Here is a 17,701-nt window from a genome sequence, read left to right as displayed (position 1 = left end):
CTGATGGGAGCCTATTGGGCAGGGGCCGGCGGTTCTTTGACATCCAGAAGCTCCAGATTACGCCTTGCATCTTCAGCCGCCGGGCGACCGTCATGCTTTTCAATCAGATGAACCCAATCCTGCCGCGCCGCATCCAGATTTCCGGCCAATCGATACAGAATGCCCCGTTCCAGCAAGGCTTCTGCGTTGTCCGGGTCGCGGGTTAGTGCGCGGTTGGCGTCGTCCATTGCCAGATCATTGGCTTCCACAAAGCGATAGGCGCTGGCCCGATAAACATAGGCGACGGGATCATCCGGGTTGATTTCAATCGCATGATTCAGGTCGTCAATGGCGTCCCAATAATTCTTTCGCTCCGCCAAAACCATGGCGCGATCTATCAGAATGGGGGCTGACTCCGGGTTCAGTTCCAGGGCGGCGCTTTGCGCTGCATAGGCGCGGTCCAGATCCTCCGCCTCCATCCAGGCAATGCCGGCATGGGCAAGAATGCTGGCCACCGTATCGGCAGAGGCATCATCTGGCATCATCCGGGCGATTTCTTCGAAACGCTGGGCCGCCTCTGCATAGCTACCAAGCATCATTAGCGCAGCGGCGGCGCAGTGACGCGCGGGAATGCCGCCGCCCAGATCCAGCATGCTCAGCGCCCGCTCAAAGGCCGCGCTGGGATCGATGCGGGTCAGTTGCATACAGGCCCGATAGTCCTGCTGCTTTTCTGTGACAATCCCCTGGGCCAGGCTTGGCGTAGCCCATACTAGGCACAATGCCAGCGGTGTTGCGCGCAGCAGCAGGGAACGCAGACTGTATTGATGCGATGTCTTCATTTGCCTAAGGTCGGGCCAGCCGTCGGGGAAGGCAAGACCTTCCAAAGGCCCGTTGAAGAAAAATTCTGTACTGCGTCATTTCGATCCTGTGGAGCGCCTGTTATGTCTGACCCTGTTGCTATTCCTCATTTGTTTGTCTTCGGATTGGGCTACAGCGCCAATGCATTCGCAGCAGTGCTCAGGGAATCCGGCACGCGGATCAGCGCAACCTGCCGCAGTGCTGAAAAGCAGGCGGCCCTGATCGCACAAGGGATTGACGCGCATGTGTTTGATCGGGATCATCCGCTGGATAATGCCGGTCGGGCAGCACTGGATCAGGCGAGTCATCTGCTGTCTTCCGTCCCACCCGATGATCAGGGCGATCCGGTCGTGGACCTGCATGCCCAGGATATTCTGAAGGCGGCGCCCTTTGATTGGATCGGGTATCTGTCGACGACCGGTGTTTACGGGGATTGTGATGGGGACTGGGTGGATGAAACGGCCCCCATGGCCCCGTCCGGGACGCGCGGGCAACGTCGCGTTGATGCCGAAGCCGCCTGGTTCGCGCTGGCACCGGCCGGTCCGGTGCACAGTTTCCGGTTAGCTGGCATTTATGGACCGGGACGCAGCGCCCTGGATACGGTGCGCCAAGGCCGTGCGCGGCGGGTCGTGAAACCCGGGCAGGTCTTCAGCCGTATCCATATAGACGATATCACCAATATCCTGCTGGCCTCTGCGGCGCGGCCCAATCCAGGGGCGGCCTATAATTGCTGTGACGATGAGGCGGCCCCACCGCAAGACGTGATCACCTATGCCTGTGACTTGCTGGGCGTCACGCCGCCGCCGGAAATCCCGTTTGAGGAGGCGGATCTGTCTCCCATGGCGAAAAGCTTCTATCGCGACAACAAACGGGTCAGCAATAAACGCATCAAGGAAGAACTGGGCGTCACCCTGCGCTGGCCAAACTATCGCGACGCATTGACGGCGATGCTGTCGTCCTAAAACAGTCTCCGGTAAAAATTATATTATTTTGCACGTATATCATGTAATGTTATGCGATTGTAAATCGTCGCGGAGAGAACCGATGCCCTATATTGATGCGGCTCTGGCCTTTGCCTTGTCGATGCTGGCCATCGCGATTTTTGTGAATAACCTGATTATTTTCGTCATAAAACCGCGAAAGAAGCGTGTCATGGCGCAGGCGGTTCGACATTTCGCGGAAAACGAGTTGTTGAATGTCTTTCAGCGTGAATGCGAAAAGCTGAAGAAATCTGCCCCTGGAATAACGTCATCTGCGCTGCTTGCCAGCTTGACGGAACTTCAACAGAACCTGCTTAAGAACAGCTCGGGCCAGTCACCCGCTGTCCCGCGGGGCGATGGGACGAACGAAATTCAGATCAAAAACATTCGCGGCGAGGACATCGTTTCCGTTCCAGCAAATGAATTGGTCAATCTGATCAAGAGAAGCGCCTTTGGAAAATTACTTGTGGCAGAAATTGGCGATCAGGCGGAACTGGTTTTCGACAGCTTTTTCAATAAATATGAAGGGGTTCGGGCGATATTTCGGGAAACGACCCGGCGCTATGCGACGCAGGTCTCTATGTTCGCCGGGGTGCTGGTGGCGCTTGCCCTAAACATCAACACCTTCACCCTGGTCACCGTTTATATTGGCGATCCACAGGCGCGATCAGCCATTATTTCCCAATCTGAATCCCTAGTCCTGGAAGCGCAAAAGGCAATAATCGCCGATTGTCGTGCCAAACCTGCGGCTGAATTCGATGCCTGTCTCGAAAATAGTCTTGTCACCAAGGAAACACTGGAACGACAGAAAGCTCAACTGGCGGAGCTGATACCAATGGGCTGGAATGGGAAAACCCTTCAAGAGATTGCGGCCTCATTCAAAAGTACGATTTGTGATCAGTTTTTGTATTATTTCCTGGGCTGCTTTTTGACCGGTATTTTGGCAGGATTAGGCACGCCATTCTGGTTTGATACGGTCCGCAGCATTACGAATTTCACACGCGCAGTATCTGGAAAGTCTCCTGAGCCTGCGACGGTGGACCGTCCTGTCACGACGACCCAATAGTCGTTTCTATAGCCTGCCAAAGACGGTCTAGATCAGGCGCGGTCGATAGCCGGTGATCGCCGCCTTCGATGGTGGTCAATGTCACAGGGTCACCCTGTACCCAATTGGCAACCGTCTGGGCATGGGACAGGGGGACCACTTCATCTTTGGTACCATGCAGGATGGTGACGGGCCCATCGACCCAAACCGATGGGCCGTCCAGCAATTCGTGGGCTTTGCTTTCTTCAATCAGTTTTGCCGTGATCGGATAGGGATCGTCTTCAAATTCCGACGGGCGGTACCAGACGCCATCCCGTTGCAAATCCACCATTGCCTGTTTGGGCAATTGCGGCAGCATCAGTTTGCGTGGGAAATCAGGGGCAGGAGCGACCAGCACCAGACCGGCGACGCGCGGTGCGCGATCACGCGCCAGCATTAACGCCATCCAGGCCCCCATCGAAGAGCCGACGACAATTTGCGGTCCGGTGCAGATCTGATCAAAAATCAGCCTGGCGTCGCAATACCAGTCGCCAATCGTGCCATCTGCGAAGGCTCCGCCGCTTAACCCATGGCCGCCATAGTCGAATCGGGTGAATGCCATGCCTGCTTGTGCGCATTTTTCATGCAGAAATTCCGCCTTGCCCCCATCCATATTGGAGTGAAATCCGCCACAGAATAGAATACCTGCCGGGGTGTCTGAGGACTGAGACTGAAGGTCTGGCCTTGTTTTGTGCGCGATATGCCGGTATGCGATTTTTCTGGGTCCGGTGCTTCCAAAATCTGGCTGTTCTAGATAGTCTAGGGCATGTGTCACGGGGCGTGCCTATATTGGGTCTGGTTTGGGCCTTGGATTGGAATGTTATTGTGACTAACACAGATAATGCAGCGCAGGAAACACCCGATGGTCCATATCAGGGAACCGTGCTGCAAGTCTTGCCCGCCCTGGTGACCGGCGGCGTCGAGCGCGGCACGATTGATGTCGCCATTGCCCTGAAAGCGGCTGGTTTCCGGGCGCTTGTCGCCTCATCGGGCGGTCCTATGACACGGGAACTGACGCGGGCTGGTATTGAACATATTGAATTGCCGCTGGCGTCCAAAAGCTATTTTACGATGCGCCGCAATGCCGAACATCTGGCCCGTATCATCCGGGAAGAAAAGATCGACATTATTCATGCGCGCAGCCGCGCGCCGGCCTGGAGCGCCTATTGGGCGGCGCAGGAAACCAAGGCCCATTTCGTTACCACCTTTCACGGGACCTATAATTTCAGCAATCCCTTAAAGCGCTATTATAATTCCGTGATGACCAAGGCGGATAGGGTGATTGCGATCAGCGAATTCATTCGCCGCCATATTCAGGAACATTACCGGATAGACGGCACCAAAATCCGGGTGATCCATCGCGGCATTGATATCGATCTGTACTCTGGCGAAAACGTTTCCGCGGAGCGTCTGATCCGGTTGTCTGAACGGTGGCGGCTGCCCGATGGTGTTCCGGTCATCATGTTGCCAGGGCGGATGACGCGCTGGAAAGGGCAGACCTTGTTGTTGCGCGCCTTGTCGCAAATGTCAGTCCGCACGGTGCGCTGCCTGCTGGTTGGCGATGCCCAGGGGCGCGACGGATTCGTGCGGGAGGTTGAACATCTGGCAAAACGCCTGGGCGTGGATGGTGTTGTCCATGCCGTGGGAGGGTGTGATGATATGCCCGCAGCCTTGAAACTGGCGGATATCGTCGTGTCAGCCTCCACAGACCCGGAAGGATTCGGGCGGGTGGCCGTAGAAGGCCAGGCCATGGGGCGTGTGGTTGTCGCCCCGCGTCATGGTGCGGCGGTTGAGCAGATTGAAGACGGACAAAATGGATTTCTGTTCCGTCCTGGCGATGCCTTCGATCTGGCAAACAAGCTGGATTACGCGCTGGAGATCGGGGCGTCCCGGCGTCAGGAAATCGGCGCTGCGGGCATCGAAAATGCACGCCAGAAATTCACGAAGCTGGGAATGTGCGCGGCAACGCTGGATGTTTATTGTGAACTGCTGAAGGCCCCGGCGGCCAGTGCGGCCTGATCACATGGTGTCCCTGCCGCAGAACCTTGATCGGGTTTTGGTCATCAAGCTGGGCGCGTTGGGCGACTTCGTTCAGGCGATGGGCCCTTTCCAGGCCATTCGTGCGGCCCTGCCGCAGGCACAGATCACCCTGTTGACGACGCGCCCCTTCGTTGAATTGGCAACACGGTCCGGCTGGTTTGATCAGGTTTGGACCGATCAGCGGCCCCGGTCGATTCCAGGCTATTGGGCCTTGCGACGGCAATTGCTGGCGGGGCGGTTTGATATGATCTTTGATCTGCAAACCTCGGACCGTTCCGGCAATTACTGGCGTATGTTATGGCCCCACCGGCCTTTGATTTCCGGTATTGTGAAGGGCGCGTCCCATCCCCATGCCAATCCCGATCGCAATCATATGCACACCCTGGAACGACAACGTGATCAACTGGCTATGGCGGGCATCGCTACGGTTCCAGCCCCCAGAGTCGATTGGATGCAAGGCGATATCCAGGGCCTGAACATACCTGACAGGTTTGGCCTGATCGTGCCGGGCGGGTCGGCACATCGCCCGGACAAGCGTTGGCCGGCAGACCGTTTCGCCAGCCTGGCCCAAAGCTGGACGCAGGCGGGGCTGACGCCAGTAATTATCGGGACCAGGGCAGATTCAGACTGGACAAGTGTCGTTGCCCAGGCTTGTCCACAAGCGATAGACCTGACCGGCCGAACGGAGCTTTTTCAACTGGCCAGCCTGTGTCGCCGGGCGGAGATTGCGGTGGGCAATGATACAGGCCCCATGCATCTGGCCGCTGTGGCAGGATGTCCCTGTCTGGTGCTGTATTCCAAGGCCTCCGATCCTGCACTTTGTGCCCAGAAAGGACCGTCTGTGCGCCTGTTGCAGGTGGATGATCTGGGGGACCTGTCTGTCGCCAGTGTAATGGATCGCCTGTCAGGCACCCTTGCCACCCCATAGAACTTGCGGTAAACCCCCGACCCTTGAAGAGTTTGAGCGATTGTCGACCCGCCGCCCGTTGTTGGGGCGAGGCGACAGTTGAAACCAATGCGTGACAGGTTGTGGGACCGGCTCCTTCGGGCGCCGATATACCCACGATCCGGAAGCGGTGCCCCGTTTAGTGGACGGGACCTGGAAGGAGAATTGATATGGTTGCTGTAACCCTCCCCGATGGCAGTGTGAAGTCTTATCCTGGCGCAATTACGGCGCTGGATGTGGCAACAGATATTGGACCTGGCCTCGCCAAGGCCGCCATGCTGGCCCGCGTAGATGGGGTGGAATGGGACCTGAACCGCCCCATTGAAAAAGATGCGAAGCTGGAACTGATCCGGCGTCAGGACCCAGAGGCCCTGGAACTGATCCGCCACGATGCCGCCCATGTGCTGGCAATGGCGGTGCAGGAGCTTTTCCCCGGCACGCAGATCACCTTTGGCCCGTCCACGGAAGATGGTTTTTACTACGATTTCCATCGTGAAGAGCCGTTCTCAACTGAAGACTTTGCGGCTATTGAAGCGCGCATGCAGGATATCGTGGATCGCGATATTCCCATTGTGCGCGAAGTCTGGACGCGCGAGCAGGTTGCCCAATTCTTTAAGGAAAAGGGTGAGAGCTTTAAGGCCGAATGGGTTTATGAACTGCCGGAACATGAGGAAATCAGCATGTACCGCCAGGGCGACTGGATCGATTTGTGCCGTGGCCCGCATCTGCCCTCCACGGGCCGCCTGGGCAAGGCCTTCAAGCTGTTGCGCCTGGCGGGGGCCTATTGGCGCGGCGATGCGAATAATCCCCAGCTTCAGCGCATCTATGGTACGGCCTGGCGCGATGAGAAGGAACTGAAAGCCCATCTGACGCGGATTGAGGAAGCGGAAAAGCGCGATCACCGCAAACTGGGCCGGGAACTGGACCTGTTCCATCTGCAGGAAGAAGCACGCGGCTCTATATTCTGGCATCCCAAAGGTTGGGCAGTATATCGCGCTTGTGAACGCTATATGCGCGCCCGGTTGGAAGCGGCCGACTATGTCGAAGTAAAGACGCCGCAATTGGTGGACCGTGTCCTGTGGGAAAAATCCGGTCACTGGGAGAAATTCCGCGAGCATATGTTCATCGCAGAGGTGGACGAGGTAGACCATGACAGCGATACGGGCCAGAACCGCCGGATGCTGGCGCTGAAGCCCATGAATTGCCCCGGCCATGTTCAGATTTTCAAACAGGGCATCAAATCCTATCGCGAGTTACCGCTGCGCATGGCGGAATTTGGGTCTTGCCACCGGTATGAGCCGTCGGGTGCCTTGCACGGCATCATGCGGGTGCGCGCCTTTACGCAGGACGATGCGCATATCTTCTGTACCGAAGATCAGATCGAATCGGAAACGCGCGAATTCATTGATTTGCTGTCATCGATTTATCGCGATTTCGGGTTTGAAGAGTTCACGATCAAATTCTCGGATCGCCCTGAGGTTCGCGCCGGATCCGATGAAACCTGGGATAAGGCAGAGGCCGCCCTGAAATCCGCAACGGAGGCGGCAGGGGCGACCTATACGCTCAATCCAGGGGAGGGCGCGTTCTATGGCCCGAAGCTGGAATTCGTGCTGCGCGACGCCATCGGGCGCGACTGGCAATGCGGCACGCTGCAGGTTGATTTCGTGCTGCCCGAGCGTCTGGATGCCACCTATATGGCAGAAGACGGCAATCGCTATCGCCCCGTCATGCTGCATCGGGCGATTCTGGGGTCGTTTGAACGGTTCATCGGGATATTGATTGAACAATATTCTGGCAAGTTTCCGATCTGGCTGGCCCCGGTGCAGGTCTCGGTCGCAACCATTACCAATGATGCCGATGACTATGCCCAGTCGGTGCTGGCAAAGCTGAAAGCCGCAGGATTGCGGGCGCAGGCCGATACGCGCAATGAGAAAATCAACCTGAAGATCCGTGAATTATCGATGCAGAAAATCCCAGCCGTGCTGGTGGTTGGCAAGCGGGAACAGGAAGAGGGAACGGTTGCCTTGCGGCGTCTTGGCGGAAAGGATCAGGAAATCCTTGCGCTTGACGAGGCAATCCATATCCTAGAGGAAGAAGCGCGGATGCCGACTGGTGCAGCTTGAAGGGCAGTATCGGTTAAGCATTCGTGGCTTGTTCAGCCTTAGGCTGAGATTTTTGTAACAACAGCGACCGATAGACAGGTCGAGGAGGCTCCAATACGCAGACCCCACTACGCCCCCCCCGGAACTAAGGAGGGCCCCCGCGTGAATGAGGAAATCACAGCGCGGGAAATACGCGCAATCGGCGCAGAAGGCGAACAGATCGGTGTTATCACACCGGAAGAAGGCATCCGCTTGGCTGCTGAGGCAGGTTTGGACTTGGTGGAAATTTCCCCAAATGCTGAACCGCCCGTCTGCAAATTTCTGGATTACGGAAAATTTAAATACGAGTCTCAGAAGCGAAAGAATGAGGCCCGTAAAAAGCAGAAGGTTATTGAGGTCAAGGAAATCAAGTTCCGCCCCAATATTGAGCAGCATGACTATGAAGTCAAAATGCGCTCCCTGAATAAGTTCATCGATGAGGGTGATAAGGTCAAAGTCACACTGCGTTTCCGCGGGCGTGAAATGGCGCACCAGAATCTGGGTCTGGATGTTCTGAACCGCGTTAAGGCGGAAATGGAAGAAAAGACCAAGGTGGAAATGCACCCCAATCTGGAAGGACGCCAGATGGTGATGGTGCTGGCACCACGTTAAGGCGCCGACCCGTCACAGGTTGTGCAGTCTAGGACTTTAGAGGCGGCCCACCCAATAGGGGGGCCGCCTCTTTGCTTTTCAGCGGATCAAGGGTCAGCACGGCTTCGACGCCAGATTTCTGGCCACCGGCCGGGGAAAAGAAAGCCAGGCGAAGGGCACTTCGATCCACCAGGGCCCGGACGATGGCAAGGCCCAGACCGGTCCCGGAAGCGCCGCTGTCGCCGCGCGCAAAGGGTCGCGCAAGATCGTTGAAACGGTCCGGCGGCACGATTGGGCCCTGATTGACGATGCGGACGGCCCCTGTTTCATCCAGCACGACGGTGACGGGTTCGTTTGGGTCACCATGTCGAAGGGCATTTTCGATAAGGTTGCGCAGAACGATGCCTAAAGTATCCGCATCCACAGGCCAGAAAGGCGTGTCTTTGGCTGATATCTTCAAAGACAGGCGGTGGTAACCCGATTGCGTGCCCGCCAAATCATCCAGTACCGCCTTTAGGATGACGGCAATATCACTAACTTCCCGTGTATTGGGGGCAGGGGCCTCAGCGCGGGCAAGCTGTAACAGTTTTTCTGAAATACTGCCCAGACGGTTCAATGCCGTTTCGATCTGGTGTGCCCGGATTTTGTTCGGGCCATCAGACAGTTCGGAAATCAAACGCTGGGTCTGGGCCAGGGCCCCTGCAATCGGGGTGCGCAGTTCATGGGCGCTGTTTGCGGTGAAGTTTTTCTCAGCTTCCAAGGTCCGTCGAACGCGATCCAGCAACCGGTCGACAGAGCTGGCGATCGGGGCCAGATCCGGGGGCAGGTCAGTCAGGCCCAATGGGCTGAGATTGGCACCATCCCGGCTGCCAATTAAACGCTGTAGCCGACCAATGGGCTTTAACATTTGCTGAACAATCCACCAGATCAGGATCGCGCTTAACGGCATGACGATCAACAGTGGCGGCAGCAGCCCCAGGGTTGCTTCAACCGCAGCCTTTCGCCGGTGTCCGGTCTTTTCCGCCACCTGAAGGAAGTATGTATTTTGAAATGCCGCTTCCGTATAAAAGCGGTAGCCCCCCACATTATCAAATCCGGGCGATAAGTCGGTCGGGAAGGGCGTTTCCGGTGCGTCATGGGATCTGAGCAGGATCGCCCCGGAAGATGTTCGCAATTGATAGATCAGATATTCTTCATGAGGGGCGATTGTGTCGGTCTTGACCTGCTGTGCATCATCGTCATCGCGTTCTTCCAAGCCTTCCAGCGCCAGAGGCAGCAGTTGCTGAGCGGTTTCCTGTAAGGCGCTGTCAAAAACCTCGTCCAATTCATGAGAGATTACATAGAAAGCGGATCCGGCGGCCAGTATCCAAATCGCGAACATGGCGCCGGTCAGGACGAAAACCAGTCTGGTCGGCAGGCCCAATCGCATGGCGCTTACCCCTTTATCCGATAGCCAAGGCCACGGATCGTTTGAATGATGTCATGGCCAAGTTTCTTGCGCAGGCGGCTGACATAGACTTCGACCGCATTGCTTTCAACTTCCGCACCAAAAGCATACAGCGCATCTTCCAGGCGTGCCTTGGATAAGGTGGCATTCGGGCTGTGCAAAAGACAACTCAGAACCGCCCATTCTTGTGCTGTCAGGTCAATCGGCCGGCCTTGTTTCAGTATTTGCTTTGTGGCGGTATCGACGGCCAGATCTCCAAATTCCATTAACGGATTCGGGTTGCCGGAATAGCGCCTGGAAACCGCAGAAATGCGCGCTGATAATTCTGACAGGTCAAAGGGCTTTACCAGGTAATCATCCGCGCCTGCATTCAGGCCGGACAATCGGTCAGATAGCTGATCGCGGGCGGTTAGAATGATAACCGGCACGGCACTGCCGCGCTGTCGCAATCTGGTTAAGAAGGTCAGGCCCAGACCATCTGGTAAGTGAAGGTCCAGCAGGATCAGATCGTATTGCGTCGTGCTTACCGCATCATCCGAATCGTCCAGTCGCTGAAACCAATCCACGGCATGACCGTCTGCGGCAATTTGATCCCGAACGGCGGCCCCCAGGATGTCATCGTCTTCAACCAGTAAGATACGCATTGGGTCCGGCCCTCTTTCCGACGCAAAAGATCATCCAATCACAGGAAGCTTACAATTGCCTGAACGAAGTTTTCGTTCGTTGTCAGGTTCCCTTCAGGAGTGGGGCCTAGGGTGGAACCATCAACAGACAGAGAAAAGGATAATCTGATGAAGAAAGTTTTGTTCGGGTCACTGCTTATCGTCGCGGCTGCAATGTCATCGCCTGTTCTGGCAGATGATGACCAGCATTCCTGTTCGGCGGACAGGGCCAGCTGGCAGTCCCAGGATGCGCTGAAGGAAAAGCTGATCGGTCAGGGTTGGGAGGTCCGTCAGATAAAGGATGAGGACGGGTGCTATGAAGTATACGGGATCACCGAAAAAGGAGAGCGCATGGAAGCGTATTTCGATCCGGCGACTTTGATGCCTGTCCACAGCAAGCGGGAGGATTAAGGCATGCAAGGGGATCAGTACGGCGCTGCAGCGGACACAGAGGTTAAAGTCTGGGACCCGTTTGTACGGATTTTTCATTGGAGCCTGGTACTCAGCTTTACTGTCGCCTTTATCAGCGCCGAAGAATGGGATGATCTGCATATCTGGGCTGGCTATATGGCGGCTGGATTGATCGTCTTTCGTTTGGTGTGGGGCCTGTTTGGGCCGCGTCACGCCCGCTTTATCAGCTTTGTCACAAGCCCTGGAAATGTTGTCGCCTATGCCAAACAGATTTTGACCGGGGATGCGCCGCGTTACCTGGGGCACAATCCCTTGGGGGGCGCGATGATCCTGGCATTGATCTTGTCTTTGGCGGTTGTCAGCGTGACGGGCTGGATGTTCACGCTGGACCGGTTCTGGGGCGTCGAATGGGTGGAAGCGGTGCATGCGACCTTCGCCAATATGATGGTTGGTCTGGTGGCTCTGCATGTCTGCGGTGTTTTGATCTCCAGCCTTTCCCACAAAGAAAATCTGGTGCGCGCCATGGTGACAGGACGCAAAAGGGCACCGTCGCCAAGCGATATCAATGCATAGAACACCATCGATACTGTTAAATCCAAGGATGGGTATAGAATGATTTTCTTCAAAGCCTTGCGCCAGTCCCGTTATGCGATCATCCCTGTAATCCTGATTGTCTATCTGGGACTATCCGGGGCGTTGCGCATTGGACTGATGGTTTTTGAGGGCAATTCCCAGTTACTGACGCTACCGGTAAGTATCGAAATTATGCTGATCGGATTGCTGTATGATCTGGCGGCGGTCAGTTGGATGCTGATTCCCTTTATGCTGAACTCTCTGGTCTGGCCAGCATCGGATCGTGGTCGCAGGGGGCATGCCTGGTCCACGTCCATCCTGCTGGCAGCAGGCCTGGGGGCGGTTTTGTTCGGGCTGGTCGCTGAAGTTTTGTTCTGGAACGAGTTTTCCGCCCGTTTCAATTTCATTGCCGTTGATTATCTGGTCTATACGCGTGAAGTCGTTGGCAATATTGAACAGTCTTATCCTTTGGGATGGATTTTCAGCGGATTGGCCGTGATTTCCGTGATTATGATCCTGATCCTTGTGCCGCCTGTCTGGCGTCTGGCAAGACGGGAAGCACCGCCCTGTAAGCGTCGGGGGCTGATCATCATTGGGTATGCCTGTTTACCTATTGCCTGCTTTTTTCTTGTGAATGAGGCGCCCCATCACGTGTTGGGCAGTCCCTTGGAACGGGAATTGGCATCCAATGGGCCCTATTCCCTGTTTCGGGCGTTTCGGAACAACGATCTGAATTACGATCAATTCTATGCCACGCTTTCGCAAGGCGATATCGGTGGCGTCCTGAAGGCGGAATTGGACGAGGCGAATCTGGGGGATACGTCTGAAGCGGGACCAAACGGATTTGCCCATAAGGTTGTTCCGGTCGGTACAGCGATTCGGAAAAATGTGGTTCTGGTATCGATTGAAAGTCTGGGGTCCGATTACGTCGAATCCTTTGGGGGGCGGGAAGGTCTTACCCCGAATCTGACGGCCCTGACACGCGACAGCCTGACCTTTCAAAATGTCTATGCGACCGGGTTGCGGACGGTGCGCGGATTGGAGGCGATAACCCTTTCAATCCCCCCGACCCCTGGGCGCGCCGTCCCGATCCGGGAGCGCAACAAAGGGATGATATCCCTAGGATCAGTCTTAAAGTCAAATGGTTACAATACGATGTATCTTTATGGTGGATATAGCTTTTTTGACAATATGAAGGATTTTTTCACCGGGGCCGGTTATGAGGTTCTGGACCGGACCGATATCGACAGTGATCATATCCACCATGAAACCATCTGGGGCGTATCAGATGAAGATTTGTTTGATTTCGCTCTGACCCGTTTCGATGACCGGGCTAAGACGGGCACTCCGTTCTTTGGGCATATCATGACCACCAGCAATCATCGTCCCTATACGTATCCAGAGGGTCGCATCGATATTCCATCCAAGACGGGTCGGGATGGTGCGGTAAAATATACCGATTGGGCGATTGGAGATTTTCTGGCAAAAGCCCGGACTCGTCCCTGGTTCAAGGATACCGTGTTTGTTTTACTGGCGGATCATACCAGCCATGGACGGGGGAGAACGGATCTGCCCCCGGAGAATTATCGTATTCCTGTGTGGATTTATGCCCCAGGCTTTGTCGCGCCCGGCCGGATTGATTGGATCGCATCGCAGATTGATGTCGCACCAACAGTGTTGGGCCTTTTGAATATTCCCTATGATTCCAGCTTCTTCGGGCAGGACATCCTGGTTAGTGGTCGATCCCATCAACGGGCCTTTATGGCAAATTATCTGACTGTTGGATATATGGAGGATGGATTGGTCGTATCATTGGGTCCAAACCAGCGCATTCGTGTGCAACGGTCTGACGATGGCACGCCCGTGGATGTAAATGAACCCATCGCGCATAATCTGATTCGGGAAGCGATCAGCTTTTATCAATCCGCCTCAGAGGAGATTGAGCGCATTACCCGACATTAATTCCGCGTTTATTCTGAAAACTTCGGATTGAAGACTCGTCCCGAAACGGTCACATTGTCGTCTATTGATTAGGGGCAATAGAGGCGGCAGCAAATCCGCCCGATACAGGTTGGCTATATGATTAGGACGGAGCACGTCGTTAAGCGATTTGGCGGGATTACCGCCGTCGATGATGTCAGCCTGTCGATTGAGAAGGGCAGCATTACCGGGTTGGTCGGGCCAAATGGCGCGGGGAAGACAACTTTTTTCAATCTGATCGCGGGACGGTTTCCCCCCTCATCGGGCAAAATCTTTCTGGATGGGGAGGACGTCACCGGGCTGGCGCCGCACGACCTTTTCGGGAAGGGCTTGTTGCGGACCTTCCAGATTGCCCATGAATTCACCCATCTGACCGTTCGGGAAAACCTGATGGCGGTGCCCCCGGATCAGGCCGGTGAGACCTTATGGAAAGCCTGGTTTCTTCCGGGCGAAGTGCGCCGCCAGGAAAAGGAAGTGTCCGCCCGCGCCGATGAGGTGATCGAGTTCCTGAACCTGACCCATATCGCGGATGAATTGGCGGGAAATCTGTCTGGTGGTCAAAAGAAGCTGCTGGAACTGGGCCGCACCATGATGGTCGATGCAAAAGTCGTCCTGCTGGATGAGGTTGGGGCCGGGGTCAATCGCACCTTATTGAACGAGATCGGGGATGCGATTGTGCGCTTGAACAAGGAGCGGGGCTATACTTTCTGTATGATTGAACACGACATGGATTTTATCGGTCGATTGTGTGACCCGGTGATCGTGATGGCAGAAGGCCGGTTATTGGCATCTGGCACCGTTGAAGAAATCAAATCGAATGAGACAGTGATTGAGGCCTATCTGGGCGCTGGACGGGACCGCGCGGCGGAAAGGGCCCAGGCATGAGCTATCTTATCGGTAAGGATATGCGCGGTGGTTATGGCGGGGCGGATATCCTGAACGGCTGTACCATCGGCGTGGAAAAGGGTCAGATTGCCGTTGTCGTTGGGCCCAACGGGGCTGGAAAATCCACGGCCATGAAGGCTCTTTTTGGTATGTTGAATCTGCGGGCTGGCAGTGTGACCCTGGATGGTCAGGATATCACATCCATGTCACCGCAAGACCGGGTGGCCTGTGATATGGCCTTTGTGCCCCAGACCAATAATGTCTTTGCGGGCATGACGGTGGAAGAAAACCTGGAAATGGGGGCCTATCTGCGCCGGGATGATTTTTCCGACACGATGGCGGAAGTGTTTGATCTGTTTCCCATCCTGAAGGAAAAGCGGCGACAATTTGCGGGAGAATTGTCGGGTGGCCAACGCCAACAGGTCGCGGTCGGGCGCGCCCTTATGACCCAGCCCAGTGTGCTGATGCTGGATGAACCCACGGCGGGGGTTTCGCCGATCGTGATGGACGAATTGTTTGATCGTGTCATCGCGATCAAGAAAACCGGTATTGCCGTCTTGATTGTGGAACAGAATGCGCGCCAGGCGCTGGAAATAGCGGATATCGGCTATGTTCTGGTATCGGGGGAGAACCGTTTCACCGATACGGGTGAGGCGTTGATGGCGGATCCTGAAGTCCGCAAATCCTTTCTGGGGGGATAGGGGCGATGGAAATCCTGAACATGCTCGCCCTGATGTCGAATTATGTATTCGTCCCGGCCCTGACCTATGGGTCGCAGCTGGCGCTGGGGGCTTTGGGGATCACGCTGGTCTTTGGTGTATTGCGATTTGCCAATTTCGCCCATGGCGACCTGATGGCGTTTGGGACAATGGGAGTCGTGTTGATCACCTATTGGCTGCAGGCGCACGGGATTGGCATTGATCCGCTGCCAACGGCCTTGTTGGCGCTGCCCTTTGGCATTGCTCTGGCGGTTGGGGCCAGTTTGCTGATTGACCGAACTGTCTATCGTTTCTATCGAAAGCGACGCGCTGCGCCGGTTATTCTGGTCGTGGCATCTGTCGGTGTGATGTATGTCCTGAACGGATTGACGCGCTTTGTCATCGGGGCAGAGGACCAGCGGTTCTTTGATGGCGCACGGTTTCTGATTTCAGCGGGCGATTTCAAGCGTCTGACCGGGCTGGAAGAGGGGATCACGATCAAATTGACCCAGGCCTTAACGGTCGTTGTTGCGGTTCTGATGGTGGCCGCCCTGTTCTGGTTCCTGCAAAAAACCCGCACAGGAAAAGCCATGCGGGCCTATTCCGATAATGAGGACCTGGCCCTGTTGTCCGGCATCAGCCCGGACCGGGTTGTCGCTGTGACATGGATCATTGCGGCTGTTCTGGCGACCGTTGCCGGGACGCTGTATGGTCTGGATAAAAGCTTTAAGCCTTTTGTGTATTTTCAGTTGATCCTGCCCATGTTCGCCGCAGCCATTGTGGGCGGTATCGGGCAGCCCATCGGGGCGATCATCGGTGCCTATGTGGTCGCATTTTCCGAGGTCATGCTGACATATGCCTATAAGCGGGCGCTGATGTATATCGGGCCGGAAGGATGGGGACCTGAGGGCCTTATGCAGATCCTGTCGACCGAATATAAATTTGCGATATCCTTCCTGATTCTGGTCTTTGTTCTCCTGGTGCGACCGACAGGGATATTTCGGGGGAAGGTGATATGAGCGCGATCCTGACAAGAACCCGTCTGGCGTATTTGGGTATTATCGTTTTACTGCTGTTGATCGGGATTTTTCAATCCTGGTCGGTGGCGCTGGTTATGATCAATCTGTGCCTGATTTCCGCTGTCATGGCATTGGGGGTGAACATCCAATGGGGATATGCGGGCCTGTTCAGTGCGGGAACCGTTGGCTTCGTCGCGCTGGGCGGCCTTGCTGGGGTTTTGATCTCTGAAGCGCCCGTGCCGGAAGCCTGGGATGTCGGGGGGGCCGGGCTGGTCTATACCATCGCTGCTTTGGCGGCGTTGATTGCGGCAATATTTATCGTTATGGCGGTTATGAAACCGGGACTGGCGCGGCGTATTGTTATGACACTTGTCATTCTGGGCGGATACTTCGCTGTCCGGTTTTTCTTTGATCCGGCGACAGAGGCGATTGAAGGGGTTAATCCGGCGGCGCAGGGGTTTCTGGGGGGGCTGGGTCTTCCGATCCTTCTGTCCTGGCCGGTCGGGGGGCTGTTGGCGGCCCTGGTCGCCTGGGGTATTGGCAAGGTTGCGTTGGGATTGCGGTCCGACTATCTGGCCATTGCAACACTGGGCATTGCGGAAATCGTGATTGCGGTGATCAAGAATGAAGATTGGCTGGCACGCGGCGTTAAGAATGTCAGTGGCTTGGCCCGCCCCATGCCAAAGGAGATCGCATTACAGGAATCCCCGGAATTCATCGGCTGGATTGAATGGCTGCATTCAGGCGCGCTAAGCACGGTAACCGGTGATGAACGTATCCAAATGCTAAGGGATTTTGCGCAGCAGGATGCCGGGATATTCGTGAAGCTGATTTACATGCTGTTGTTTACCGTTGTGCTGTTGATCCTGTTCGCGCTGGCGCAGCGGGCGCTGAATTCACCCTGGGGCCGGATGATGCGCGCGATCCGGGATAATGAGGTCGCAGCCGAAGCCATGGGCAAGAATGTCACCAAACGACATTTACAGACCTTTATTCTGGGGTCCGCCGTGGTTGGGATTGCTGGTGCGATGCTGACCACCCTGGACGGGCAATTCACGCCGGGCACTTATAACCCGTTGCGCTTTACCTTTTTGGTCTGGGTGATGGTGATTGTTGGTGGATCTGGCAACAATCATGGTTCTGTGATCGGGGGCTTCCTGATCTGGTTTGCCTGGGTGCAGGCGGAACCGGCGGGCATATTGCTGATGGACGGGCTGACCTTTTTCATGGCCCCGGACAATCCGGTACGGTTGCATCTGTTGGATGCGGCGGCACAAATGCGCCCGCTGCTGATGGGGCTTGTGCTGTTGCTTGCGATGCGGTTCAGTCCTAAGGGAATATTGCCAGAGCCGATCCGAACAACGCGGTAACGGGTCTGGTCAGCGGGGGTATTCTGACCCCCGGAAC

Annotated in this window: 17 protein-coding genes; 13 read left to right on the top strand and 4 right to left on the bottom strand. The window is 55.8% G+C overall.

Annotated elements, in window-relative coordinates:
* Positions 1-11: 11 nt before the first annotated feature.
* Complete coding sequence (locus tag ACOSDM_RS10350) at positions 12-818, bottom strand: tetratricopeptide repeat protein (RefSeq protein WP_420724435.1); 807 nt, start codon at positions 816-818, stop codon at positions 12-14.
* Between the two features lie 102 nt (positions 819-920).
* Here ACOSDM_RS10350 and ACOSDM_RS10345 point away from each other — a divergent pair, with 102 nt between their 5' ends.
* On the top strand, positions 921-1,799 hold the full coding sequence (locus ACOSDM_RS10345; RefSeq protein WP_420724434.1) for an SDR family oxidoreductase: 879 nt from the start codon (positions 921-923) through the stop codon (positions 1,797-1,799).
* An 82-nt stretch (positions 1,800-1,881) separates the two neighbouring features.
* The gene (locus tag ACOSDM_RS10340) at positions 1,882-2,883 is read left to right on the top strand and encodes a hypothetical protein (protein WP_420724433.1); all 1,002 of its coding nucleotides are present in this window, start codon (positions 1,882-1,884) and stop codon (positions 2,881-2,883) included.
* On the opposite strand, the gene ACOSDM_RS10335 is transcribed toward ACOSDM_RS10340, so the two are convergent.
* Positions 2,867-3,676 carry an alpha/beta hydrolase gene (locus tag ACOSDM_RS10335; RefSeq protein WP_420724432.1) on the bottom strand — a complete coding sequence of 270 codons (810 nt, stop codon included), beginning with the start codon at positions 3,674-3,676 and terminating at the stop codon, positions 2,867-2,869. The genes ACOSDM_RS10340 and ACOSDM_RS10335 overlap by 17 nt on opposite strands.
* Before the next feature lie 50 nt (positions 3,677-3,726).
* Here ACOSDM_RS10335 and ACOSDM_RS10330 point away from each other — a divergent pair, with 50 nt between their 5' ends.
* The 4 genes from ACOSDM_RS10330 to infC all read left to right on the top strand — a co-directional run bounded on the left by ACOSDM_RS10330 (position 3,727) and on the right by infC (position 8,640).
* Positions 3,727-4,920, top strand: a complete 1,194-nt coding sequence (locus ACOSDM_RS10330; RefSeq protein ID WP_420724431.1) for a glycosyltransferase family 4 protein — start codon at positions 3,727-3,729, stop codon at positions 4,918-4,920.
* Complete coding sequence (locus ACOSDM_RS10325; protein ID WP_420724430.1) at positions 4,910-5,869, top strand: glycosyltransferase family 9 protein; 960 nt, start codon at positions 4,910-4,912, stop codon at positions 5,867-5,869. Before ACOSDM_RS10330 ends, ACOSDM_RS10325 begins: the two co-directional genes overlap by 11 nt.
* A 188-nt stretch (positions 5,870-6,057) precedes the next feature.
* Positions 6,058-8,010: a threonine--tRNA ligase gene (gene thrS / locus ACOSDM_RS10320; RefSeq protein ID WP_420724429.1), complete on the top strand. Its 1,953-nt coding sequence runs from the start codon at positions 6,058-6,060 to the stop codon at positions 8,008-8,010.
* Positions 8,011-8,151: 141 nt separating this feature from the next.
* Complete coding sequence (infC, locus tag ACOSDM_RS10315) at positions 8,152-8,640, top strand: translation initiation factor IF-3 (protein WP_420724428.1); 489 nt, start codon at positions 8,152-8,154, stop codon at positions 8,638-8,640.
* 28 nt (positions 8,641-8,668) lie between these two features.
* Here the strand turns inward: infC and ACOSDM_RS10310 are convergent, their stop codons facing one another.
* Positions 8,669-10,048: an ATP-binding protein gene (locus tag ACOSDM_RS10310; protein ID WP_420724427.1), complete on the bottom strand. Its 1,380-nt coding sequence runs from the start codon at positions 10,046-10,048 to the stop codon at positions 8,669-8,671.
* Positions 10,049-10,053: 5 nt separating this feature from the next.
* Complete coding sequence (locus ACOSDM_RS10305) at positions 10,054-10,710, bottom strand: response regulator (RefSeq protein ID WP_420724426.1); 657 nt, start codon at positions 10,708-10,710, stop codon at positions 10,054-10,056.
* A 147-nt stretch (positions 10,711-10,857) separates the two neighbouring features.
* Between ACOSDM_RS10305 and ACOSDM_RS10300 the strand changes: the two genes are divergently transcribed.
* The 7 genes from ACOSDM_RS10300 (at position 10,858) to ACOSDM_RS10270 (ending at position 17,664) form a co-directional block, all read left to right on the top strand.
* Entirely contained in the window at positions 10,858-11,139 is a 282-nt protein-coding gene (locus ACOSDM_RS10300) for a PepSY domain-containing protein (RefSeq protein WP_420724425.1), read from the top strand.
* Positions 11,140-11,142: 3 nt separating this feature from the next.
* On the top strand, positions 11,143-11,712 hold the full coding sequence (locus ACOSDM_RS10295; RefSeq protein ID WP_420724424.1) for a cytochrome b/b6 domain-containing protein: 570 nt from the start codon (positions 11,143-11,145) through the stop codon (positions 11,710-11,712).
* A gap of 39 nt (positions 11,713-11,751) precedes the next feature.
* Positions 11,752-13,674, top strand: a complete 1,923-nt coding sequence (locus tag ACOSDM_RS10290) for an LTA synthase family protein (RefSeq protein ID WP_420724422.1) — start codon at positions 11,752-11,754, stop codon at positions 13,672-13,674.
* A 117-nt stretch (positions 13,675-13,791) separates the two neighbouring features.
* Entirely contained in the window at positions 13,792-14,577 is a 786-nt protein-coding gene (locus ACOSDM_RS10285) for an ABC transporter ATP-binding protein (protein ID WP_420724421.1), read from the top strand.
* On the top strand, positions 14,574-15,278 hold the full coding sequence (locus tag ACOSDM_RS10280) for an ABC transporter ATP-binding protein (protein ID WP_420724420.1): 705 nt from the start codon (positions 14,574-14,576) through the stop codon (positions 15,276-15,278). Before ACOSDM_RS10285 ends, ACOSDM_RS10280 begins: the two co-directional genes overlap by 4 nt.
* Positions 15,279-15,283: 5 nt before the next feature.
* Positions 15,284-16,294, top strand: a complete 1,011-nt coding sequence (locus ACOSDM_RS10275) for a branched-chain amino acid ABC transporter permease (RefSeq protein ID WP_420724419.1) — start codon at positions 15,284-15,286, stop codon at positions 16,292-16,294.
* Positions 16,291-17,664 (top strand): branched-chain amino acid ABC transporter permease, encoded by a 1,374-nt coding sequence (locus ACOSDM_RS10270; protein WP_420724418.1) that lies wholly within the window; start codon positions 16,291-16,293, stop codon positions 17,662-17,664. Before ACOSDM_RS10275 ends, ACOSDM_RS10270 begins: the two co-directional genes overlap by 4 nt.
* The last annotated feature ends 37 nt before the right edge of the window (positions 17,665-17,701 follow it).

This window comes from Hwanghaeella sp. LZ110, from assembly GCF_048892525.1.
GTDB lineage: Bacteria > Pseudomonadota > Alphaproteobacteria > UBA8366 > Aestuariispiraceae > Pacificispira.
Note: the sequence above shows the minus strand (reverse complement) of the source record. Positions and strands in the feature narration are given on the sequence as shown.